This window comes from Williamsia phyllosphaerae (assembly GCF_014635305.1).
GTDB classification, from domain to species: Bacteria; Actinomycetota; Actinomycetes; order Mycobacteriales; family Mycobacteriaceae; genus Williamsia_A; species Williamsia_A phyllosphaerae.
This window is the reverse complement of record NZ_BMCS01000001.1, coordinates 2645843-2668747: the sequence shown is the minus strand read 5'-3', so window position 1 is coordinate 2668747 and position 22905 is coordinate 2645843. Positions and strand designations below refer to the sequence as shown.

At 68.7% G+C, this 22905-nt stretch carries 21 protein-coding genes; 7 read left to right on the top strand and 14 right to left on the bottom strand.

Annotated features, from left to right (window positions below; translation table 11 throughout):
• Nucleotides 1-5 precede the first annotated feature (5 nt).
• The 6 genes from ybeY to hrcA all read right to left on the bottom strand — a co-directional run bounded on the left by ybeY (nt 6) and on the right by hrcA (nt 5612).
• The gene (gene ybeY, locus IEV93_RS12480; RefSeq protein ID WP_188490011.1) at nt 6-551 is read right to left on the bottom strand and encodes an rRNA maturation RNase YbeY; all 546 of its coding nucleotides are present in this window, start codon (nt 549-551) and stop codon (nt 6-8) included.
• Nucleotides 548-1540, bottom strand: a complete 993-nt coding sequence (locus IEV93_RS12475) for a PhoH family protein (protein ID WP_229705071.1) — start codon at nt 1538-1540, stop codon at nt 548-550. Before IEV93_RS12475 ends, ybeY begins: the two co-directional genes overlap by 4 nt.
• Before the next feature lie 189 nt (nt 1541-1729).
• On the bottom strand, nt 1730-2512 hold the full coding sequence (locus IEV93_RS12470; protein ID WP_188490009.1) for an alpha/beta hydrolase family protein: 783 nt from the start codon (nt 2510-2512) through the stop codon (nt 1730-1732).
• Between the two features lie 29 nt (nt 2513-2541).
• Nucleotides 2542-3297 carry a 16S rRNA (uracil(1498)-N(3))-methyltransferase gene (locus IEV93_RS12465; RefSeq protein ID WP_188490008.1) on the bottom strand — a complete coding sequence of 252 codons (756 nt, stop codon included), beginning with the start codon at nt 3295-3297 and terminating at the stop codon, nt 2542-2544.
• A 28-nt stretch (nt 3298-3325) separates the two neighbouring features.
• Nucleotides 3326-4477: a molecular chaperone DnaJ gene (gene dnaJ, locus IEV93_RS12460; protein ID WP_188490007.1), complete on the bottom strand. Its 1152-nt coding sequence runs from the start codon at nt 4475-4477 to the stop codon at nt 3326-3328.
• Nucleotides 4478-4577: 100 nt separating this feature from the next.
• The gene (gene hrcA, locus IEV93_RS12455) at nt 4578-5612 is read right to left on the bottom strand and encodes a heat-inducible transcriptional repressor HrcA (protein WP_188490006.1); all 1035 of its coding nucleotides are present in this window, start codon (nt 5610-5612) and stop codon (nt 4578-4580) included.
• Between the two features lie 218 nt (nt 5613-5830).
• On the opposite strand from hrcA, the gene IEV93_RS12450 reads away from it, so the two are divergent.
• The gene (locus tag IEV93_RS12450; protein WP_188490005.1) at nt 5831-6274 is read left to right on the top strand and encodes a type II toxin-antitoxin system VapB family antitoxin; all 444 of its coding nucleotides are present in this window, start codon (nt 5831-5833) and stop codon (nt 6272-6274) included.
• Here the strand turns inward: IEV93_RS12450 and hemW are convergent.
• Complete coding sequence (hemW, locus tag IEV93_RS12445) at nt 6186-7373, bottom strand: radical SAM family heme chaperone HemW (RefSeq protein WP_229705070.1); 1188 nt, start codon at nt 7371-7373, stop codon at nt 6186-6188. The two genes, IEV93_RS12450 and hemW, sit on opposite strands and share 89 nt — an antisense overlap.
• A 422-nt stretch (nt 7374-7795) precedes the next feature.
• On the opposite strand from hemW, the gene IEV93_RS12440 reads away from it, so the two are divergent.
• The 5 genes from IEV93_RS12440 to IEV93_RS12420 are packed head-to-tail and all read left to right on the top strand — an operon-like array spanning nt 7796 to nt 13301.
• A complete protein-coding gene (locus IEV93_RS12440; protein ID WP_188490003.1) occupies nt 7796-9532 on the top strand; it encodes a nitrite/sulfite reductase in 1737 nt (578 codons plus the stop codon).
• Complete coding sequence (locus IEV93_RS12435) at nt 9529-10260, top strand: phosphoadenylyl-sulfate reductase (protein WP_188490002.1); 732 nt, start codon at nt 9529-9531, stop codon at nt 10258-10260. Before IEV93_RS12440 ends, IEV93_RS12435 begins: the two co-directional genes overlap by 4 nt.
• Nucleotides 10257-11210 (top strand): sulfate adenylyltransferase subunit CysD, encoded by a 954-nt coding sequence (cysD, locus tag IEV93_RS12430; RefSeq protein ID WP_188490001.1) that lies wholly within the window; start codon nt 10257-10259, stop codon nt 11208-11210. Before IEV93_RS12435 ends, cysD begins: the two co-directional genes overlap by 4 nt.
• A 52-nt stretch (nt 11211-11262) precedes the next feature.
• Nucleotides 11263-12558, top strand: coding sequence for a sulfate adenylyltransferase subunit 1 (locus tag IEV93_RS12425; protein WP_188490000.1), 1296 nt, complete (start codon nt 11263-11265; stop codon nt 12556-12558).
• Nucleotides 12555-13301 (top strand): sirohydrochlorin chelatase, encoded by a 747-nt coding sequence (locus tag IEV93_RS12420; protein ID WP_188489999.1) that lies wholly within the window; start codon nt 12555-12557, stop codon nt 13299-13301. The genes IEV93_RS12425 and IEV93_RS12420 overlap by 4 nt, the downstream gene beginning before the upstream one ends.
• Here IEV93_RS12420 and IEV93_RS12415 read toward each other — a convergent pair.
• The 5 genes from IEV93_RS12415 to IEV93_RS12395 all read right to left on the bottom strand — a co-directional run bounded on the left by IEV93_RS12415 (nt 13253) and on the right by IEV93_RS12395 (nt 17716).
• Nucleotides 13253-14257 carry a sulfate/molybdate ABC transporter ATP-binding protein gene (locus IEV93_RS12415; protein ID WP_188489998.1) on the bottom strand — a complete coding sequence of 335 codons (1005 nt, stop codon included), beginning with the start codon at nt 14255-14257 and terminating at the stop codon, nt 13253-13255. The two genes, IEV93_RS12420 and IEV93_RS12415, sit on opposite strands and share 49 nt — an antisense overlap.
• Nucleotides 14254-15162 (bottom strand): sulfate ABC transporter permease subunit CysW, encoded by a 909-nt coding sequence (gene cysW / locus IEV93_RS12410; protein WP_188489997.1) that lies wholly within the window; start codon nt 15160-15162, stop codon nt 14254-14256. Before cysW ends, IEV93_RS12415 begins: the two co-directional genes overlap by 4 nt.
• On the bottom strand, nt 15159-16034 hold the full coding sequence (gene cysT, locus IEV93_RS12405) for a sulfate ABC transporter permease subunit CysT (RefSeq protein ID WP_188489996.1): 876 nt from the start codon (nt 16032-16034) through the stop codon (nt 15159-15161). Before cysT ends, cysW begins: the two co-directional genes overlap by 4 nt.
• Nucleotides 16031-17098 carry a sulfate ABC transporter substrate-binding protein gene (locus IEV93_RS12400; RefSeq protein ID WP_188490567.1) on the bottom strand — a complete coding sequence of 356 codons (1068 nt, stop codon included), beginning with the start codon at nt 17096-17098 and terminating at the stop codon, nt 16031-16033. The genes cysT and IEV93_RS12400 overlap by 4 nt, the downstream gene beginning before the upstream one ends.
• 417 nt (nt 17099-17515) lie before the next feature.
• The gene (locus tag IEV93_RS12395) at nt 17516-17716 is read right to left on the bottom strand and encodes a hypothetical protein (protein WP_188489995.1); all 201 of its coding nucleotides are present in this window, start codon (nt 17714-17716) and stop codon (nt 17516-17518) included.
• Nucleotides 17717-17866: 150 nt separating this feature from the next.
• On the opposite strand from IEV93_RS12395, the gene IEV93_RS12390 reads away from it, so the two are divergent.
• Nucleotides 17867-19867 carry a glycoside hydrolase family 15 protein gene (locus tag IEV93_RS12390; protein WP_188489994.1) on the top strand — a complete coding sequence of 667 codons (2001 nt, stop codon included), beginning with the start codon at nt 17867-17869 and terminating at the stop codon, nt 19865-19867.
• A gap of 33 nt (nt 19868-19900) precedes the next feature.
• Here the strand turns inward: IEV93_RS12390 and IEV93_RS12385 are convergent, their stop codons facing one another.
• Entirely contained in the window at nt 19901-20815 is a 915-nt protein-coding gene (locus IEV93_RS12385) for a cation diffusion facilitator family transporter (RefSeq protein WP_188490566.1), read from the bottom strand.
• A gap of 48 nt (nt 20816-20863) precedes the next feature.
• Nucleotides 20864-22900: a M3 family metallopeptidase gene (locus tag IEV93_RS12380; RefSeq protein ID WP_188489993.1), complete on the bottom strand. Its 2037-nt coding sequence runs from the start codon at nt 22898-22900 to the stop codon at nt 20864-20866.
• Between the last annotated feature and the right edge of the window lie 5 nt (nt 22901-22905).

Sequence of the window (22905 nt, the reverse complement as noted above, 5' to 3'; positions counted from 1 at the left end):
GGTGCTCAGCGCTCCCGGGGTTCGGGGGTGAAACCGATCCGGTCCAGCAGGGTCGCGTCCCGCGCGTCCTGGCGCTGTCGGCGTTCCTGCTCACGGCGCCGGGCGTACCAGGAGTCGATGATCTGGCCCTGCAGCCCGAACATCTCCTTCTCCTCGTCCGGCTCGGCGTGGTCGTACCCGAGCAGATGCAGGACGCCGTGCACGGTGAGCACCGCGAGCTCGTGTTCGACCGAATGACGTGCGGTCGCGGCCTGGGCCGCGGCGAACTCGGGGCACAGCACGATGTCACCGAGCATCGCCGGCCCCGGATCGGGGGTGTCCGGGCGTCCGCCCGGGGTGAGCTCGTCCATCGGGAAGCTCATCACGTCGGTCGGACCGGGCAGATCCATCCAGCGCAGGTGCAACTCGGCCATCGTCTCGTTGTCCACGAGGACCATCGACAGCTCTGCGCCGGGATGGACGTCCATCTCACCGAGGGCGAAGTCGGCCACGTCGACCAACATGTCCTCGGGGACGTCGACACCCGATTCGTTGGAGACCTCGATGCTCACGAGCGCCGTCCACCGCCGGCCGAGCGACGCGTCGATCCGGCGACACGATCGATCGCCTGCGACTCCTCGAACTTGCCGTACGCGTCGACGATGTCGGCGACCAGACGGTGTCGGACGACATCGGCACTGGTCAGGGTCGCGAAGTGGATGTCGTCGATCCCGGTGAGGATACGACTCGCCGCGCGCAGACCGCTCTCCGAACCGCCGGGAAGGTCGACCTGGGTGACGTCGCCGGTGACGACGACCTGCGACCCGAACCCGAGCCGGGTCAGGAACATCTTCATCTGCTCGCCGGTGGTGTTCTGCGCCTCGTCGAGGATGATGAACGCGTCGTTGAGGGTCCGGCCACGCATGTACGCGAGCGGGGCCACCTCGATGACGCCCGCGGCCATCAACTTCGGGATCGAATCGGGATCCATCATGTCGTGCAGCGCGTCGTGCAGCGGCCGCAGATACGGATCGATCTTCTCGTGCAGCGTGCCCGGCAGGAAGCCCAACCGCTCACCCGCCTCGACCGCGGGCCGCGTCAGGATGATCCGACTCACGGCCTTGGCCTGCAACGCCTGGACCGCCTTGGCCATGGCCAGGTAGGTCTTGCCAGTGCCCGCAGGCCCCATGCCGAAGACGATGGTGTTGGCGTCGATCGCGTCGACGTACCGCTTCTGGTTCAGCGTCTTGGGACGGATCGTCTTGCCGCGACGGGAGATGATGTCGAGGCTGAGCACCTCCGCCGGCGACTCCTCCGAGCCGTTGGTCAGCATCGACACGCTCTGCCGGACGAGATCCGGGGTCAGCGGTGTGCCGGCCCGGACGACCGAGACCAGTTCGGCGAGAACACGTTCGGCGGTCGCGACATCGGGCGGGGTGCCGGTGAGCGTGACCATGTTGCCGCGGACGTGGATGTCGGCGGTGAGCAACGACTCCAGGGTGCGCAGGTTCGCGTCCCGGGCGCCGAGCAGACCGAAGATGACGTCCGGGGAGACCTCCATGCCCGATTCCACCCGACCGGGGCCCCTGGCGGTACTGGCACCGGGGTCGCCGGCTCTGCTCGCGTCGGTCACCAAGCGTTTGTCTCCCACATCGTCGATGGCAGCCGCGTCAGCTCCTGAGCACGGCGTAGACCACCAGTCTACGACCATGGGCCATCAGAACTCGATGTGATATCGGCGCCGGCGACCTCAGATGCCCAGGCGACGCAGCGTCTCGCGGTGGCAGCGGCTGGTCGGGTCGACGAACGCCTCGTGCCCCTCGCCCGTCACCGTCACGAGTTCGACGGACTGTCCGTTGGCGCGCACCCGGTCGACGTAGGACCTGCTCATCTCCAACGGGACCGACACATCGAGGTCACCCTGGACCACGACGACGTGGGCGGGGATGACCGGCAGGTACACCGGCGAGGCGTCCCGGTAGCGATGCGGGGTCTCGGCGTAGCTCGCGCCGATGAACGCCGCGAGGGCGACGTGGCCGTTCTGCCCCACCTCGACGAGATCGGTCGCGGGCGCCTGGACCACGATCGTGGTGATGGTCGCCTTCGCCGTGGTCGCACCCAGGCGACCGACCGCCCACAGCGCGAGCTGACCGCCCGCGGAGTGCCCGATCACCGACACGTTCGAGAAGTCCGCACGTCGCGCGATCTCGGGCGGCAGGGCGGCCCGGACGGGGCCGTCGAGAGCGAGGATGCCGTTGGCCACGTCGTAGCCGGTGCGCGGCCATCCGCCGCCCTCCTCGCCGACCCGCCGGTACTCGACGTTCCAGACGATGGCGCCGCGCTCGGCGAGGTTGCGGGCGACGGGTGTCTCGACGATGAGCTCGAAGTCGGTGGACCAGTAGCCGCCGTGGACGATGACGACGACCGGGATGGGATGCAGGTCGTCGTCGGGTCGTGCGGGCGGCAGCACCGGCAGGTAGAGGTGCCCGAACTGCGAGGCGGCCTCGCCGTAGGCGACCTTGAGTCGTTTCATCGCGGCTCTCGTGGAGACACTGTTCGCGGTCACCGCACCGCCCACCGGGAGGTCAGCGCACCGATCGCCCCCAGCGCGACCGCGGCCGCGGTGGAGGTGCGCAACACCTCGGGGCCGAGGACCACCGGACGCGCACCCAGCGCACCGAAGTCGTCGATCTCACCCGGGTCGACGCCGCCCTCGGGGCCGACGACGAGCAGCACCTCCGTCGCGTCGCGCAGGGGCAGGTCAGCGAGTGATTCCCGACCGTCCTCGTGCAACACAGCCACCACACCTCCACGCTCGATCACATCAGTGATCAGCAATCGCACAGACGCTGTGCTCGCCAATCCTTCGACGAGTGGAACATACGCCCGGCGGCTCTGCTTCGCAGCGGTCGCGGCGGCCGAGCGCCATTTGCGCAGGCCCTTCTCCTCGCGGGGACCCACCCACCGGGTCACGCACCGCGCGCTCTGCCAGGCGACGATGCGATCGGCGCCCGCCTCGGTGGCCAGTTCGACGGCGAGTTCGGACCGATCGGACTTCGGGACCGCCTGGACCACCGTCACCGTCGGCCGCGGGCGGTCGTGGGTGCGGCGCTCGACGACGGTGGCGCGGAGTCGGTCCTTGGACAGCGTCGCGGTGACCTCGCAGGTCGCCACGGTGCCCGCACCGTCACCGAGCATGATGCGGTCGCCCGCGGCGATGCGCGTCACGGTCACCGCGTGGTGCCCCTCGGTGCCGGCCAGCTCCGCGAGTCCGCCCACCGGCGGTACCTCGTCGATCCAGAACAGCGGCGGGGTCATCGGCGACGAGGCGACATGGGCGTGGGGCTCAGCGTCCGGCGAAGGCGTTCCGCAGCCGGGAGAACAGTCCCCCGCTGGCCGCGGACGCGGTGTCGACCAACTCGAGATGCTCCGACGTCGCGACCTGTCGGTACTCCTTGAGCTTCTGGGCCTGCTTGCCGTCGAGCTTCGTGGGGACGACGACGTCGAGGTGGACGTGGACGGTCCCGCGGACCCCGGTGTGCAGATGCGGCATGCCCTGACCCCGGATCTTGGTGACCTGACCGGGCTGCGTGCCCGGCTCGACGGTCACCATGGCGTGCCCGCCGAGGACGGTGTCTATCTCCAACGACGCGCCGAGTGCCGCGTCGACCATCGGCACCCGCACGGTGCAGTGCAGATCGTCACCGTCACGCACGAACACGTCGTGCGGCTTCTGGACGACCTCGACGTACAGGTCGCCGGCGGGTCCGCCGCCGGGGCCGACCTCACCCTGACCCTGCAGTCGGACGCGCATGCCCTCGCCGACACCGGCGGGGATCTTCACCGTCATCGTGCGACGCGACCGGACACGTCCGTCGCCCGCGCACTTGCGGCAGGGGTCGGGGATGGTCTGGCCGGTGCCGCCGCAGGTGGGGCACGGGCGCGAGGTCATGACCTGGCCGAGGAACGAACGCTGCACCGACTGGATCTCGCCTGCGCCCTTGCAGGTGTCGCAGTTGACCGGCTTGCTGCCGTCGTGCCCGCCGGAGCCCTTGCACACGTCGCACAGGACCGCGGTGTCGACGGTGACCTCGTTGGAGACCCCCGCCGCGCATTCGTCGAGGTCGAGCTGCATGCGCAGCAGGGCGTCGGATCCGGGCTGGACGCGACCACGCGGGCCACGTCCGCCGCCGGCGCCACCGCCGAAGAAGGCCTCGAACACGTCGCCGAGGCCGCCGCTGCCGCCGAACCCGCCACCGCCGAAGCCGCCGGATCCCGCCGTCGCCAGCGGGTCTCCCCCGGCGTCGACGATGCGTCGCTTCTCCGGATCAGAGAGCACCTCGTACGCCGTCGACACCTCGGAGAACCGCTGTTGGGCGGCCTCGTCGGGGTTGACGTCCGGGTGCAGCTCGCGGGCCAGCTTGCGGTAGGCGCGCTTGATCTCCGAGTCACTGGAACCGGGGGCGACGCCCAGGATTCCGTAATAGTCACGTGCCACTGCGCAGCAATGTCCTTCACTAGATCGAAACTGTGGTGGGTGCACCGGGTCGTCGGCGACCGGCGGTGCCGGATCGGGGCGAGGGCGCCGCGAACGCAGATCAGCGTTCGGCGAGCACCTCGCCGACGTATCTGGCAACGGCTGCGACCGACGCGATGGTTCCCGGATAGTCCATCCGTGTGGGCCCCAACACGCCCAGACCACCGAAAACAGTGCCCGGGGCACCGTACCCCGTGGACACGACGGCCGCGCCACGCAGGTTCTCGGTGCGGGTCTCCTCGCCGATCTGGACCGTCACGGTGCCCGGCAGCTGGGTGGCGGCGAGGAGTTTGAGCACGACCACCTGCTCCTCGAGGGCCTCGAGCACCGAGTCCATCGACCCCGAGATGGGCGCGAAGTCGGCGGCCGCGCGGGCGAGGTTCGACGTGCCGCCGAGGACGAGCCGGTCGTCGGTGCGTTCGACGAGTGTCTCGACGAGCACGGTCGCGATACGGATGACCGCCTGCCGCAGGTCGTCGGGAGCCGCGTTGGCGATCTCGGCGACCGCGTGCGAGGCGATCTCCATGCGTTGTCCGTGCAGCGCCGCGGAGAACATGTCGCGCAACCGCATGATGTCGTTGTCGTCGAGTTCCTGGCTGGCGTCGACCATCCGCTGCTCGACCCGGCCGGTGTCGGTGATCACGACGAGCAGCAATCGTGCCGGGGCCAGTGCGACGATCTCGAGGTGTCGCACGGTGGCCGACGACAGCACCGGGTACTGGATGACGGCGACCTGGCGGGTGAGTTGGGCCAGCAGCCGCACCGACCGTCGCAGCACGTCATCGAGGTCGACACCGGAGTCGAGGAAGCTCAGGATGGCGCGGCGCTCGACCGACGACAGCGGCTTGACCTCGGAGATCCGGTCGACGAACAGTCGATAGCCCTTGTCGGTGGGCACGCGCCCGGAGCTGGTGTGCGGTTGGGCGATGTACCCCTCCGCCTCGAGCACGGCCATGTCGTTGCGGATGGTCGCGCTGGACACGCCGAGATGGTGACGGTCGACGAGTGCCTTCGACCCGATCGGTTCCTGGGTCGCGACGTAATCGGTGACGATCGCCCGCAGGACCTCGAACCGCCTCTCGTCGGTACTCGACACGTAGCGTTCACCTCCTGCTGGGCTGGGCACCGGCGCCGGGACGGACACCGATCCGTGGTCTGTCCATCGAGTTTACGTAGCCGACACCGCGGGCGCCGCCGACGTGGCCGTGCCGCGACCGGCGAGGCCACCGCGCCCGGCACGGCGGGCGCTACGGTGGACCGATCCCGGCCGCGGAGGATGTTCGCCGGCGCCGTCTGCAGAAAACAGGGGGGCAAGTGATCTTCAAAGGTGTGCGCAACGGCAAGCCGTATCCCGACCATGGCCTGTCGATGCGTGACTGGGCGCAGATCCCGCCCCGTCAGTTCAGGCTGGACCAACTCACGACGGTGACCACGGCGCTGGCGCTGGACAAGCTCCTGTCGGAGGACTCGACCTTCTACGGCGACCTGTTCGCGCACGCCGTGCGCTGGCAGGGCGAGATGTACCTCGAGGACGGTCTGCACCGCGCGGTCCGCTCGGCGCTGCGCAACCGGCACGTCATCCACGCGCGTCTGCTCGACCTCGACGCGATGTCGGGGGCGATCACCGAGACCGCTCCGTCGGACTCGGTGACGACCGCCCCGATCCCGACTAGTGCACCAGCAGTTGACGAATCACCCCGTCGGCGAGCAGACGCCCACGGTTGGACAGAACCACCCGATCGTCGCGCAGCACGGTGAGTCCCGCGTCGGTGGTCGCCACCGCCGCGACGCGTTCCTCGGAATCCAGTTCGCTCAGCGGCAGTCCGACACTGCGCCGCAGGGCGAGCATCACGCGTTCGGTGTGCTGATCGACCGGCGTCAGCTCCTCCACCATCGCGACCGGCAACTCGCCGTCGCGGAGGGAGACCGCGTAGCGGCCCGGGTGTTTCGCGTTGGACCAGCGCACACCGGCGACATGGGAGTGGGCACCGGGACCCGCACCCCACCAGTCCGAGCTGTCCCAGTAGGCGAGGTTGTGTCGGCACTGCGCGGTCGGGTCCCCGGCACGCGCCCAGTTCGACACCTCGTACCAGTCGAGTCCTGCGGCGCACAGCCGTTCGTCGATCATCTCGTAGCGGTCGGCGAGGACGTCGTCGTCGGGCGCGGGGAGCTCGCCGCGGCGGACCCGACGCGCCAGCGCGGTGCCGTCCTCGACGATCAGGGCATACGCCGAGACGTGGTCGACGCCGGCGGCGATCACCGCGTCGAGCGTGCCGCGCAGATCGTCGTCGGTCTCCCCCGGTGTGCCGTAGATGAGGTCGAGGTTGACGTGGGCGAACCCCGCGGCGGTCGCCTCCCGCGCGGCGGCCACGGCGCGGCCGGGCGTGTGCGTGCGGTCGAGCGTCGCGAGCACGTGCGGGGCGGCCGACTGCATTCCCAGCGACACCCGGGTGAACCCGGCCGCCAGCAGTCCGTCGAAGAACTCCGGTGACGTGGACTCCGGATTGGACTCGGTGGTGATCTCCGCGTCGGCGGTCAGGTCGAAATGTCTGCGGACGGCATCGAGGAGCGCGGTGAGCCCGTCGGCGCCGAGCAGCGACGGGGTGCCGCCGCCGACGAACACCGTCGAGACCGGCCGGACCGGGCTCAGGCGGTTCGCCGCGATCGCGAGTTCCGCCTCCAGTGCGACGTGCCACTGCTCCGGCGAGGAGTCCGCGCCGAGTTCACCGGCGGTGTAGGTGTTGAAATCGCAGTATCCGCAGCGGGTCGCGCAGAACGGTACGTGGAGGTAGAGCCCCAACGGGGTCATCGGGTCGCAGCTCGGGAGCACGAGTGGCTGCTGCTGCGTGACGGTCATCCCCCGATCATCCATCGTCGGCCGCCGGGAGCCGATGTCGCCGGGGAATGATCGCCGCCGCGACGCGGTTGGTCAGGGGTACGACGCCGGACGCGGGATCGCTCAGGCGTGATTGCGCTCACGATGATCCGAAGTTATCCCAAGTAGACGCAGTGAGGGAGGCCGTGGCACTATGGGCGACGTGATTTTCCCCGGGGTGTGGCTTGCCGAACGGCGCCACATAGACCTCAAGCGCGTCTGCAGCGCTTTCTGTCTCTTCTGACCGCGCTCCGCAGCAGAAGAGTCTCTTTTTCCACCTCCTCCGGCGCTGCCTGCGCGGTCGTCTCGTGCCCGCATATCGATCGCACCGTGAGCCGCCAGCCCCGGCTCGCCCGACCGGAACGCACCAAGCGAACCGGCATCAGTCCGTAGGAGCACCACCCATGACCTCGACGCCCGACACCGAGGCACTCGACACGGGGGCACCCGACGCGGAGGCGACGCCCCGTCCCGCGCGCCGCCCTCGACCCGCCAAGCGCCGTGCGGAGGGTCAGTGGAAGCTCGGGTATCGCGAGCCGCTGAACCCCAACGAGCAGGTGAAGAAGGACGACAACCCGCTCAACGTCCGCGCGCGCATCGAGAACATCTACTCCAAGCGCGGTTTCGACTCGATCGACAAGCAGGATCTGCGTGGCCGGATGCGCTGGTGGGGGCTCTACACCCAGCGCGCACAGGGTTACGACGGCACCTGGACCGGTGACGAGAACCTCGACCTGCTCGAGGACAGCCACTTCATGATGCGGGTCCGCTGCGACAAGGGCGCTCTGACCGCGCAGCAGTTGCGCACCATCGGCGAGATCTCCACCGAATTCGCCCGCGACACCGCCGATCTGTCCGACCGCGAGAACGTCCAATACCACTGGATCCGCATCGAGGACGTCCCCACGATCTGGGAGCGACTCGAAGGCGTCGGACTCAAGACCACCGAGGCGTGCGGCGACTGCCCCCGCGTCGTACTGGGCTCGCCGCTGGCCGGCGAGGCGATCGACGAGGTCCTCGACCCGACACCCGCGATCGACGAGATCGTGCGCCGATACGTCGGCGACCCGTCGCTGTCGAACCTGCCCCGCAAGTTCAAGACGGCGATCTCCGGACTCCAGGATGTCGCGCACGAGGTCAACGACATCGCCTTCATCGGAGTGGAGCACCCCGAACACGGACCGGGTCTCGACCTCTGGGTCGGCGGCGGTCTGTCGACGAACCCGATGCTCGCGCAGCGCGTCGGTGCGTGGATCCCCCTCGACGAGGTCCCCGACGTCTGGGAGGCCGTGTGCACGCTCTTCCGCGACTACGGCTACCGGCGTCTGCGCGCCAAGGCGCGGCTGAAGTTCCTGCTCAAGGACTGGGGCATGGAGAAGTTCCGTCAGGTCCTCGAGGACGAGTACCTCGGCCGCAAGTTCATCGACGGCCCCGCGCCCACCCCGCTCACCGAGCCGCGTGATCACGTCGGCGGGCAGCGGCTGAAGAACGGGCTCAACTCGGTCGGCTTCGCCGCGATCGCCGGCCGCGTGTCCGGCACCGCCCTGACCGCCGTCGCCGCGGCAGCGGAGCGCGCCGGGTCCGACCGCATCCGGTTCACCCCGTACCAGAAGCTCGTCATCCTCGACGTCGCCGATGACAAGATCGACAGCCTGATCGACGAGCTGGCGGCCCACGGTCTCGACGGTCGCCCCTCGCGGTGGCGTCGCAATCTGATCGCCTGCTCGGGCATCGAGTTCTGCAAGCTCTCGTTCACCGAGACCCGCAAGCGCTCGCAGCGACTGGTCCCCGAGCTCGAAGAACGTCTGGCCGACATCAACTCCCAGCTCGACGTGCCGATCACCATCAACATCAACGGGTGCCCGAACTCGTGCGCCCGCGCGCAGATCGCCGACATCGGCTTCAAGGGACAGCTGATCGAGGACGCCGACGGCAATCACGTCGAGGGCTTCCAGGTCCACCTGGGCGGCACGCTGGGCCAGGACGCCGCGTTCGGCCGCAAGCTCCGTCAGCACAAGGTCGGGACCGAGGAACTCGGCGACTACATCGACCGCGTCGTCCGCAACTTCATCAAGCACCGCGACAGTGGTGAACGCTTCGCGCAGTGGACACTTCGCGCGCAGGAGGAGGAACTCCGATGAGTACGGCAGTGCGCATGGAAGCGCATCTACGGGAATTGGTCGACGCGGGCAACCGCGATCTGGGACCGGACGCGACACCGCAGCAGCTGCTCGTGTGGACCGCGGAGAACTTCGGCACCGACTTCGTCGTCGCGTCGAACATGCAGGACGCGGCGCTGGTGGACCTCGCCGTCGACGCGATCGACCCGGCCCTGATCGACGACGAGAAGCTCAAGGTGCTGTTCCTCGACACCGGGTACCACTTCGCCGAGACGCTCGGGACCCGCGACGCCGTCGAGCAGGTCTACGGCGTCGAGATCGTGAACGTGACGCCGGAGCAGACCGTCGCCGAACAGGATCAGCTGTTGGGCCGCAACCTGTTCGCGTCGAACCCCGCCGAGTGCTGCCGTCTGCGCAAGGTGGTCCCGCTGCAGCGTGAACTGAGCCGTTTCTCGGCCTGGGTCACCGGCATCCGTCGGGTCGAGTCGCCCACCCGCGCCGACGCACCGTTGATCTCGTTCGACGAGGGCTTCGGTCTGGTGAAGATCAACCCGATCGCCGCGTGGACCGACGAGCAGATGCAGGACTACATCGACAGTCGTGGCGTCCTCGTCAATCCCCTAGTCGACGAGGGATATCCGTCCATCGGGTGCGAGCCCTGCACCGTCAAGCCGGCACCGGGTGCCGATCCGCGCAGCGGCCGTTGGGCCGGGCGCTCCAAGACAGAATGCGGGTTGCACGCCTCATGACCATCGAACAGTCGAACGCCGTCGGATCCACGCCGCCCGCGGGGGTGACCGACGAGTCGGAGTACAGCACCCTCGACGCCCTGGAGTCCGAGGCCATCCACATCTTCCGTGAGGTGGCAGGCGAATTCGAGCGCCCGGTCATCCTGTTCTCCGGCGGCAAGGACTCCACGGTCCTGCTGCACGTGGCGATCAAGGCGTTCTGGCCCGCACCGATCCCGTTCTCGCTCCTGCACGTCGACACCGGGCACAACCTGCCCGAGGTGTTGGCCTTCCGCGACGAGGTGGTCGCACGGCACAATCTGCGTCTGCACGTCGCGAGCGTCGAGGACTATCTCGCCGACGGTCGTCTGACCGAGCGGCCCGACGGCGTCCGCAACCCGCTGCAGACCGTCCCCCTCCTCGACGCCATCACCGGCAACCGCTTCGACGCGGTCTTCGGCGGCGGACGTCGCGACGAGGAGCGCTCACGCGCCAAGGAGCGGATCTTCTCGCTACGCAACGCGTTCGGCCAGTGGGATCCCAAGCGGCAGCGTCCCGAACTGTGGAATCTCTACAACGGCAAGCATGCCCCCGGCGAGCACGTCCGCGTGTTCCCGCTGTCGAACTGGACCGAACTCGACGTGTGGCGTTACATCGCGCGCGAGCAGGTCCTGCTGCCCGCGATCTACTACGCGCACCAGCGTGACGTCTACGAGCGCGACGGCATGTGGATGACCCCGGGGCCGTGGGGCGGACCCCGCGACGGCGAGGAGGTCCGACGACTCTCGGTGCGGTACCGCACCGTCGGCGACGGCTCCACCACCGGCGCGGTCCTGTCCGACGCCGCCGACAACGACGCGGTCCTCGCCGAGGTCGCCGCATCACGTCTCACCGAGCGCGGTGCCACCCGCGGTGACGACCGGGTGTCGGAGGCGGCGATGGAGGACCGCAAGCGCGAGGGGTACTTCTGATGAGCGCCCGCACCCCGCACCACGCCACCGGCGAGACGAACGGACGCAACCGATGACCGCAGGACCCGACCTTCTCCGCATCGCCACCGCGGGCAGCGTCGACGACGGCAAGTCGACCCTGGTCGGCCGGCTGCTGTTCGACACGAAATCCGTTCTCGCCGATCAGATCGACGCGGTCACCCGCGCCTCGGTGGACAAGGGCCTCGACACCCCCGACCTGTCGCTGCTCGTCGACGGACTGCGCGCCGAGCGCGAGCAGGGCATCACCATCGACGTGGCCTATCGGTACTTCGCGACGCCACGGCGCTCGTTCGTCCTGGCCGACACCCCCGGTCACGTCCAGTACACCCGCAACACGGTCTCCGGTGCCTCCACGGCGTCGCTGGTCATCCTGCTCGTCGACGCCCGTAGCGGGGTGGTCGCCCAGACCCGCAGGCACGCCGCGGTGATGGCCCTGCTCGGTGTCCCGCAGCTGGTGTTGGCGGTCAACAAGATCGACCTGGTCGACGACGCGGAGTCGGTGTTCGCCGACATCAGCGCCACCTTCGCCGATCTGACCCGCACGCTGGGCTGGTCCGACGAGCAGGTGCAGGCGATCCCGGTCTCGGCCCTGCGGGGTGACAATGTCGCCACGCGTTCGGAACTCACCGGCTTCTACGACGGCCCCACCCTCATCGAGCACCTCGAGACGGTGCCCAACGTCGCCGACCGCGCACCCGTCGGGTTCCGCTTCCCGGTGCAGTACGTGATCCGTCCGCGGACCGCCGAGTACCCCGACTACCGCGGCTACGCGGGTCAGGTCGCCGCCGGTCGCGTCGAGGTCGGTGACGACGTCGTCGTGCTCCCGTCCGGGATCCGCACCACGGTCGCCGGCATCGACACCGCCGACGGGTCACTGGAATCAGCACACACCGGTCGCAGCGTCACCGTCCTGCTCGCCGACGACATCGACATCTCCCGTGGCGACGTCATCGCCGCGGCGCACGATGCGCCCGAACCGATCTCGAACTTCACCGCGACCGTGTGCTGGCTGGGCGACAAGCCGCTGCTCCCCGGCGCCCGCCTGCTGCTCAAGCACGGGGCGTTCACCACCCCCGCCATCGTCGGCGGCGTGGACACGCTGTTCGACGAGCAGGAACTGTCGCTGCGCGACGCCCCGGATCGGTTGGAGCTCAACCAGATCGGCCGGATCTCGGTGCAGACCGCGCAGCCGATCAGCGCCGACGACTACCTCGTCAACCGCGAGTCCGGCAGCTTCCTGCTGATCGATCCGCAGGGTGGCAACACCCTGGGCGCCGGCCTCGTCGGTGACGCACTCGCGCCGCTGCACCTGTCCGAACTGGTGTGACCCCGACGCTGGTCCTCGCGGCGCACGGCAGCCGTGATCCCCGCTTCGCGGTCACCGCGGAGCGGGTCCGTCACGCCGTGGACGTCGCGTTGCCCGGCGTCGCGGTCGAGCTGGCCTACCTGGACCTGAACGAGCCCACGGTCGGCGACGCGTTGAGCGCCACGACCGGTTCGCACGTCGTGGTCGTGCCGCTGTTGTTCTCCACCGCGTTCCACGCCACGGTGGACCTCCCGGCGATCATCGACGCCCACCGCGCCGACGACCCCGACACGGTCATCACCCAGACGGCGACGCTCGGCGGCGATGATCGACTGATCGACGCGCTCGCGGATCGTCTCGCCGACATCGGGACCCGCCCCGACGACGGCGTGATCGTCTGCGCGGTCGGCAGTCGCGATCCGGCGTCCGACGGTGAACTGGACGCCGTCGCACGACGACTCTCCGACCGGCTCGGCGGCGCGCACGTGCAGCCGCTGTTCGCGACCCGCCTCGGCGCAGGCGGCGTCAACCTGCGATCGGCGATCGACGGGCTCAGGGCCGCGGGGGCACGGCGCATCGCGCTCAGCCCGTACTTCCTGTCCGCGGGCACCCTCACCGACCGCGTGGAGAACGCGCTGGACGCCATGGCGCCCGACTCCGCGGTGGCCGCGCCGATCGGACCGCACCCCGGGATCGTCGCGATCATCTGCGAGCGCTACAGGTCGGCACTCGCGATGGCGGGTACGCGCGTGGCGCGCACGTAGACCTCGTCCCCTTCGGACAGCGCCAACGCTTCGGCGTCACCCCGGGTGATCTGCGCATGGAACTCGTCGCCGGTCGCCGCGTTCGACAACTCGACCCGGACCTCGAACCCGAGGTGCACCACCCGGTGCACCCTGGCCTTGAGGACACCGGTCTCGGCGCTGGCCTGATCGGCGCTGGACAACGCCAGGTCCGGCGTGCGCCCGACACGGATGTCGTGGGGACGGACCAACGATCCGTTGAGCTTGGCCACCGATCCCAGGAACGACATCACGAACTCGTTCTGCGGGCGGTCGTACAGGTCGTCGGGACTGCCGACCTGCTCGATGCGCCCCTTGTTGAGCACCGCGATCCGGTCGGCGACGTCGAGCGCCTCCTGCTGGTCGTGGGTGACGAGCACCGTGGTCACGTGGACCTCGTCGTGCAGGCGCCGCAGCCACTTGCGCAGATCCTCGCGCACCTTGGCGTCGAGGGCACCGAACGGCTCGTCGAGCAGCAGCACCTTCGGGTCGACGGCGAGCGCGCGGGCCAACGCCATGCGCTGACGCTGTCCGCCCGACAGCTGTGCGGGGTAGCGCGTCTGGAACCCGGCCAGTCCGACGACCTCGAGCAGCTCGTCGACCTTCTTCGCGACCTCGGCCTTGGGGCGCTTGCGGATCTTGAGGCCGAACGCGACGTTCTCGCGCACGGTCATGTGCTTGAACGCGGCGTAGTGCTGGAAGACGAACCCGATGTCGCGGTTCTGCGGCGACACCCGCGTGACGTCGTCCCCGTTGATGTAGACGGTGCCGGAGTCGAGCCGGTCGAGCCCGGCGATCGAACGCAGCAACGTCGACTTGCCCGAACCCGACGGGCCGAGCAGCGCCGTCAGCGACCCGGACGGGATCTCCAGCGACACGTCGTCGAGGGCCGCGAAGTCGCCGTAGCGCTTGTTGGCACCGGAAACAGAAATCGTCATCGTGCGTACTCCTTGTCACCGGCTGTGGTGTCGATCGGAAGGGTCTCGGCGGTCGGGTCGGGGGTGTCGTCGCTCGTGCGACGGACGCTGCGGGTGACCCGACCCACCGCACCGCGTCGTTCGATCAGCGTCATCGCGAGCAGCACGAGCAGGGCGATGAACATCAGCAGGGTCGCCGCCGCGTAGGCGCCGAACTCGTTGTAGTCGTCGGTGTAGCGCGACGACACCAACAGCGTCAGGGTCTGCGAGATGCCGGGGAACCCGGACGAGACGATGATGACCGCGCCGTACTCGCCGAGACTGCGCGCCACCGTGAGCACCACGCCGTAGGTCAGGCCCCAGCGGATCGCCGGCAGGGTGATGCGTCGGAAGGTCTGCCAACCGCCCGCACCCAGGGTGGCCGCGGCCTCTTCCTGCTCGGTCCCGATCTCCCGGAGCACCGGCTCCACCTCGCGGACGACGAACGGCAGGGTGACGAAGATGGTCGCGAGGACCATGCCCGGCAGCCCGAAGATCACCCGGAAACCGAGGCTCTCGATGCCACCGAACCACCCGCCGTAGCCCCACAGCAGGATCAGTGACACACCGACCACGACCGGCGAGACGGCGAACGGCAGGTCGATGATCGCCTGCACGATGCCGCGGCCACGGAACCGGCCGCGCACCAACGCGATCGCCGTCGCGACACCGAAGACGACATTGAGCGGCACCACGATGACGACGATGAGGAGGCTCAGCTGCAGCGCCGAGATCGCCGCCGGCGTCGTGATCCAGTCCCAGAACTGCCCGACACCGTGTTCGAAGGAGCGCCAGAAGATCAGCGCCACCGGGACGACGAGCAGGACGAACAGGTAGAGCAGCGCAACGGTGCGCAGACCGTACTTCGACGCCGGGGACAGCTTCACGAGTCCGCCCCCTCACGCTTGGCCGAGCGGCGTCCGACGACGCGCAGCACCAACAGGACGACGAAAGCGATGAGCAGCAACACGACCGACACCGCGGAGGCGTCGATGGGCTTGTCGACCTCGAGTTGCTGCTGGATGTACTGCGATGCGACCTGGGTGTCGCCGGGGATGTTGCCGCCGATGAGCACGACCGAGCCGAACTCGCCGATGGCGCGGGTGAAGGCCAACCCGGCGCCGGTGAGGATCGCCGGCGCGAGCGACGGCACGATGATCCGCCACCAGATGGTGAGGTTGGACGCGCCGAGCGATGCCGCCGCCTCCTCGACCTCACGGTCGACCTCGATCAGGACCGGCTGCACCTGACGCACCACGAACGGCAGCGTCACGAAGGCCAGTGCGATCACCAGCGCGGGTTTCGTCGCGTTGAGCTCGATGTCGATCGGGCTGTTCGGCCCGTAGAGCGAGAGCAGCACGAGGCTCGCCACGATCGTCGGCAACGCGAACGGCAGGTCGATGAGCGCGTTGACGATCCGCTTGCCCGGGAACTCGTCCCGGACGAGGACCCACGCCACGAGTGTGCCCATGACCACGTTCACCAGCGCCACGACCACCGACACCGACACCGTGGTCCGGATGGCCCCGACCGCGTTGTCGGCGGTGATCGCATCGACAAAACCGCTCCAGCCGCCCTCGAACGACTTCGCCGTGATGGCGGCCAACGGCAGCAGCACGATGACGGTGAGCCAGAGGCCGGCCACCCCGATGCCCAACGGTCCGCCGCCGACGATCCGGCGCCCTCCTGCAAACCGCTTGTGATCGGGCTCGAGCGGTGGTGGTGCGGCGGAGCCCGGTTCGACCTGCACCGACGTCATGACTTGCCTCCTGCGTCGTAGATCTTGCTGATCGCGCCCTTGGTCCCGAAGAGCGCGGAGTCAACGGCCTTCCAGCCGGTGAGGTCCTTACCCTTGTTCTTGGCCGCGGTCCCCTTCCCCAGCACCTCGCCGAGGTCGGAGATCGTCCACAGTTTGTCGATGGTCCCGGGGAACAGGTTCTTCGTCGCCGCGATGACGTCGGGCTTGACCGGCCGGAAGCCCTGCTCGGCCCAGATCCGCTGTCCCTCATCGGTGAAGAGATAGTCGACGAACGCGTTCGCGGCGTCCTTGTTGTCGCTGGTGTTGACCACGGCGACCGGGTTCTCGATCTTGAACGTCGTCGGAGGGATCACGTAGTCGACCCGCTGCGACTGCGGTGCGGTGTTGTTCTTGCGCGACAACATGATCGCCTCGTTCTCATAGCTGATCAGAACGTCACCCTGGCCCTGTTCGAAGGTCGTGGTCGCCTCGCGGCCCGACTTCGGGTTCACCCGGATGTGATCGCGCAGCAGCGTGGTCACGTACGACAGGCCCGCCTTCGGGTTCTCGCCGCCATTGCTCTCGGCGGCGTAGGGGGCGAGCAGGTTCCACTTCGCCGAACCCGAGCTGCCGGGGTTGGGGGTGATGACCTCGACACCGGGCTTGAGCAGGTCATCCCAGTTGCGGATGTTCTTCGGGTTGCCCTGCCGGACCACCAGCGCCACAACCGATCCGAACGGCGTGCTGTTGTAGGGGGCGTGCTGGGTCTTCCAGTCCTTGTCGACGACACCGGCGGTGACGAGCCGGGTGATGTCGGGCTCGACGGAGAAGTTGACCACGTCGGCGGGCACGCGGCGCGCGACCTTGCGGGACTGGTCACCGGAGGCCCCGTAGGACTGGGAGAAGCCGATGTCCTTGCCCGCCTCGGTCTCCCGGAACGCCGGGATGACCTTGTCGAAGCCGGGCTTGGGCGTGGCGTAGGCGATGAGGTTCACGTGGTGCGAACCGCTGGAGATGTTCTCTCCCCCCGGGGTGTCGGTGGACCCGCCCGCGCAGGCGGCGACGGTGGCCGTCACGACGAGCATCGCCACCACCGCTCTCGTCAGTCGGGCGGTCGACGACGGGAGTCGTCGAGCGGCCGGGACCCGGCGTGACGCCGGGACTCGATGGACGAACATGGGGCAACCCCTTGGTCTGATGCGTGCAGGAGGACGTTCGAGAGTTTCGTCAGATCGGGCGAGGGGGCGCGCAGGGATGCGCCCCGGGTACGTCAGCGACAGAAAATGTCTGCGACGCAGCGGTATTCCACCGCGATCAGGGACAACCGGTATCGCACCTGGTAGCCGTTGGATTCGAACACAGGCCGAAGATTATCACCGGGAGCACCCGACCTCCGGTGACCCGATCGGTCTGCTGAGCAGGGCTAACGGGTGGCGAGCCAGGCGACGAGCACGAGGATGAGCAGCGCGATCAGAGCGATGGTGACGCGGGAGCGCGGCATGTCAGAGGTCCTTGCTCGCGGGATCGGTCGGCCGCATCCGGTCGAGAAGGTTCGACACACCGTTGACCAGTGCGTTCAGGACGATTGCGGCCACGATCGCCAGCGGGATGACCACGGCCAGCGACACCAGCAACTGCGGCAGGAACGACAAACCGGTGAGCCACGCCTCCACACCGTCCCACCAGGTCCGCAATCCGTTCACGCGCACAGCCTAGCCTGCGCGATTTTATTCACGGTGAATCTAACGTCGGCCCCCACCGGCGGGCGTCCGGTGCCCCCGGCTGCGGACGGCGACGGCACGCGCGGCTCGTACGTGTGGCGCGTCAGGGCACCGCTCACCCATGATGGACCGATGACAACCCCCTCAGCGGACGGCGTCGCCACGGCGTTCGCCGCCGGCGGAGCCCACGCCGGCTCGTTCGATCCCGACGTCAGCGCGTTCACACCGGCCACGGCCACCCGGAACGCGTTTCCCCCGATCGACGACTACGCCTTCCTCTCCGACTGCGAGACCAACTGTCTGATCGCCCGCAACGGCGCGGTCGAGTGGATGTGTGTCCCGCGTCCGGACTCCCCGAGCATCTTCGGGGCGATCCTCGATCGATCCGCCGGGCATTTCAAGCTCGCGCCCTACGGCGTCAACGTGCCGGTCGACCGCCGCTACCTGCCGGGCAGTCTGATGGTGGAGACCACCTGGCAGACCGACACCGGATGGATCGTCGTCCGCGACGCGCTGGTCATGGGGCCGTGGCACGACATCGAGACCCGCTCGCGCACCCACCGGCGCACCCCGACCGACTGGGACGCCGAGCACATCCTGCTGCGCACCGTGAAGTGCGTCAGCGGCACCGTCGAGGTCGCGATGAGCTGCGAACCGGCTTTCGACTACCACCGCGGTTCCACCACCTGGGAGTACTCCGGCCCCGCGTACTCCGAGGCGATCGCGACCGCGACCGACACGACGCATCCGGTGCCCACGCTCAAGCTGACGACGAACTTCAAGCTGGGGCTCGAGGGACGTGAGGCGCGCGCCCGGTCACGGCTGACCGAGGGCGACGACCGTTTCATCGCGTTGAGCTGGTCATCGCAGCCGGCTCCGCAGAACTGGGAGGAGGCGGCGCAGAAGATGTGGTCGACGTCGGAATCCTGGCGTCAGTGGATCAACGTCGGGTCGTTCCCCGACCACCCGTGGCGCGGGCACCTGCAGCGCAGCGCGCTCACCCTCAAGGGCCTGACCTACTCCCCCACCGGCGCACTGCTGGCCGCGGCGACCACCTCGCTGCCCGAGACGCCGGGCGGAGAACGCAACTGGGACTACCGCTATGCCTGGGTGCGTGACTCGACCTTCGCGCTGTGGGGTCTCTACACCCTCGGCCTCGACCGGGAGGCCGACGATTTCTTCTCGTTCATCGCCGACGTGTCGGGTGTGACCAACGGCGAGCACCATCCGCTGCAGGTCATGTACGGCGTCGGTGGCGAACGCACCCTCGACGAGGAGGAGCTGCACCACCTCTCGGGCTACGACGGCGCGCGCCCGGTCCGCATCGGCAACGGCGCGTACAACCAGGCGCAGCACGACATCTGGGGCACCATGCTCGACTCGGTGTACCTGAACATGAAGTCCAACGACACGATCCCCGAGACCCTCTGGCCGGTGCTCAAGGCTCAGGTCGAGGAGGCGATCAAGCACTGGAAGAAACCCGACCGCGGTATCTGGGAGGTGCGCGGTGAACCGCAGCACTTCACCTCGTCGAAGGTCATGTGCTGGATCGCCCTGGACCGAGGTTCGAAGCTCGCCACCATGCACGGAGAGAAGTCGTACGCCAAGACGTGGGCGGGTATCGCCGACGAGATCAAGGCCGACGTCCTCGAGCACGGTGTGAACGAGAAAGGCGTGTTCACCCAGCGATACGGCAGCGATGCGCTCGACGCGTCACTCCTGCTGGTCCCACTGCTGCGCTTCCTGCCGTCCGACGACGAGCGGGTGCGCAACACGGTCCTCGCGATCGCCGACGACCTGACGGAGAACGGCCTGGTCCTGCGTTACCGGGTCGAGGAGACCGACGACGGCCTGTCCGGCGAGGAGGGCACGTTCACGATCTGCTCGTTCTGGTTGGTGTCCGCGCTCGTCGAGATCGGTGAGCTGGCTCGCGCGAAGCAGCTGTGCGAGCGACTGCTCAACTACTCCAGCCCGCTCAAGCTCTACGCCGAGGAGATCGACGCCAAGACCGGTCGCCACCTCGGAAACTTCCCGCAGGCGTTCACGCACCTTGCGTTGATCAACGCCGTCATGCACGTGATCCGTGCCGAGGAGGCCGGCGCGCACAGCACTTTCGTGCCCGCCAACCACTGATCCCGCGCCGCGGCGGGGGGTGCTGCGGTCGGTTCAGTCCAGGCGCCAGGACTCGTAGGCGGCCGGGTCACCGATGGGTTCGAGGTGGATGGTCACGTGCAGATGGTCCAGCGACCCGACGAGGTCGGTCTCGACCTGCTCGACGAGATCGTGGCCACGTTGGACACTCCACTCGCCGGGTACGAGCATGTGCAGTTGCAGGAACCGCTCGTGACCCGACTCGCGCGTGCGCACGTCGTGGAAGTCGATGTCGGAGCTGCGGTATCGCTCGAGTACCGCGTCGACCCGGCCACGGTCCTCGTCGGGCAGTGCCGTGTCCATCAGGCCCGCGCCGGACTCCCACACCAGCCGTCCGCCGACGACGAGGATGTTGACCGCGACGGCGATCGCGATCAGCGGGTCCAGCAGCAGCCAGCCGGTGAGCGCGACCAGCAGCACACCGACCACGACGCCCGCCGTGGTCCAGACGTCGGTGAGCAGGTGCTTGCCGTCGGCCTCGAGAGACAGTGACCGGTGCCGACGGCCGATCCGCAACAGCAGTACCCCGACGCCGCCGTTGATGGCGGTGGCGACCAGCGAGATCACCAATCCCAGACCGACGGAATCGAGTTCGGACGGATTGAGCAGCCGTTCGGTTGCGGCCACGATGATGATGCCCGCCGCGATCACGATCATCACACCCTCGAACACCGCCGAGAAGTACTCGGCCTTGGTGTGACCGAAGTTGTGGTCGTCGTCGGCCGGGCGTGCGGCGACCCGAAGCGCGATGAAGGCGCCCACGGCCGCGACGACGTTGACCATCGACTCGGCCGCGTCGGAGAGCAGGCCCACCGACCCCGACACCCGCCAGGCGATGATCTTCAGCGTGATGACGACGACGGACGCGACGATGCTGATGAGCGCGTAGCGGGACAGGTCGGCGCGGGCGGGGGTGGTCACCCCGAACATCCTGCCCAACCGCACGCGACCGGCGTACACCGACCGTGTCGGAGCGGCTCAGCCGACCGCGGCGACCAGCCCCTTGCGCGCCAGCAGCGGCTCGATCTCCGCGCTCCGCCCGATGAGTTCGGCGTGCGCGGCAATGGGATCCACGCTGTCGCCGCGGGAGAGGGTGGTGTCGGCGAACCGTTGCCCGTTGGCGCGGGTGAGACCACCGTTGGCGAGGAACCACTGCTCGGTCTCCGCGTCGAGCACCTCCGACCAGATGTAGGAGTAGTAGCCGGCCGAGTACCCGCCGCCGAAGATGTGGTTGAAGTAGGCGCTGCGATAGCGCGGTGGGATGAGGTCGCTGGCGACACCTGCCGACGCGAGCGCCCGCGCCTCGAAGGCCTCCACATCGGTGATCTCGTCGTCGGCGGTGATCCGGTGCCACTCTAGGTCGAGGACCGCCGCGGCCAGGTATTCGATGGTGCTGTGCGCGGATTCGACCGAGGTGGCCTCGCGGGCGGCCTCGGCGAGTTCGGACGGTATGGGCGCACCGGTCTCGTGGTGCCGGGCGTACCCGGACAGAACGGTCGGGTGCAGCGCCCACATCTCGTTGACCTGCGAGGGGAACTCGACGAAGTCACGCGGGACGTTGGTGCCCGACTGCGACGGGTAGCGGACCGCCGAGAGCAGTCCGTGCAGCGCGTGACCGAACTCGTGGAACAGCGTGGTGAGCTGGTCGAACGAGAGCAGGCACGGCGAACCGGGTTGCGGCTTGGTCAGATTGAGCACGTTGACGACGATCGGATGGGCGACCAGGAGCTGCGACTGGTCGACGATGTTGTTCATCCACGCTCCGCCCCGCTTGCTGGGCCGCGCGAAGAAGTCGCCGAGGAACAGGCCCACCGACACCCCGTCGGCGTCGAACACCTCCCACGTACGCACATCAGGGTGGTAGGTCGGCAGCTCCGGACGTTCGACCATCCGCAGCCCGTAGAGTTGCCGCGCCGCGGCGAACACCCCGTCGGTCAGGACGCGGTCGAGTTCGCAGTAGTCACCGAAGTCGTCGAGCGAGACCGCCGAGTTCTCCCGCTGTTCGACCGCGAGCCGGTGGGTGATGTCCGACGGCGCGATCGGGTCGGAGCCCGATCCGTGCAGCCGGGTCAGTTCACGTCCCCCGGCGCGCATCGCGGCGGCGACGAGTTCGGACAGGAACGACTGCACCGCGTCGGCGTCCGGGGCGGTCTGCTCGGCGATGACGAACTCGGCGTGGTTGCGGTATCCGAGCAGACGGGCGCTGCGTGCGCGCAGTGCGGTGATCTCCAGGACCATGGCGCGGGTGTCGAATTCGTTGCCGCGCGAGCACCGGTTCACCGACGCCTCGAACACCCGCCTGCGGGTCTCCGGATCGGTCAACGAGGCCAGGGCCGACTGGCTCGTGGGCAGGTCGAGGGGCAGCAGATACTTCCCGTCGTGGCCCGCCTCGGTCGCCGCGTCGGCCGCCGCCGAGATGGCCGACGCCGACAGTCCGTCGAGGGCGGCCGCGTCGTCGACGAGCACCGCGCTCGCGTTGCTGTCGTCGAGCACGTACTGCGAGAAGGTCGTCGTCAACGTCGACAGCCGCGCGGAGATCTCCCGCATCTGTCGCTGCCCGTCGTCGTCGAGGGCGGCGCCGGCACGTACGGCATCGCGAAAACGCCGCTCCAGCAGGCGCAGTGACGGCTCGTCGAGGCCGAGGGAGTCACGTGTGCGGTACAGCGTGTCGATGCGAGCGAACAGGGCCCCGTGCAACGCGATGGTGTTCCCGTGTTCGGTCAGCCGCGGGGCGAGCTCCTGCGCGATGGCGTTGCGGACCGGATTGGTGTCCGGGCCCACGAGATTGAAGAACACCCCCGCCGCCTGCGCGAGGCCCCGACCGGTCTGCTCCAACGCCTCGATGGTGTTGGCGAACGTCGGCGGCCGGGTGTCGGCCGCGATGGCCTCCACCTCGCGCAGGTGGTCGGCCATCGCGATGTCGAACGCGGGCACGAAGTCGTCGTCGGAGATGGACGGGAAATCGGGCAGTCCGTGGATGTGGGGGCTCGGCGCGAGCACCGGGTTGGTCGGCATGCCCA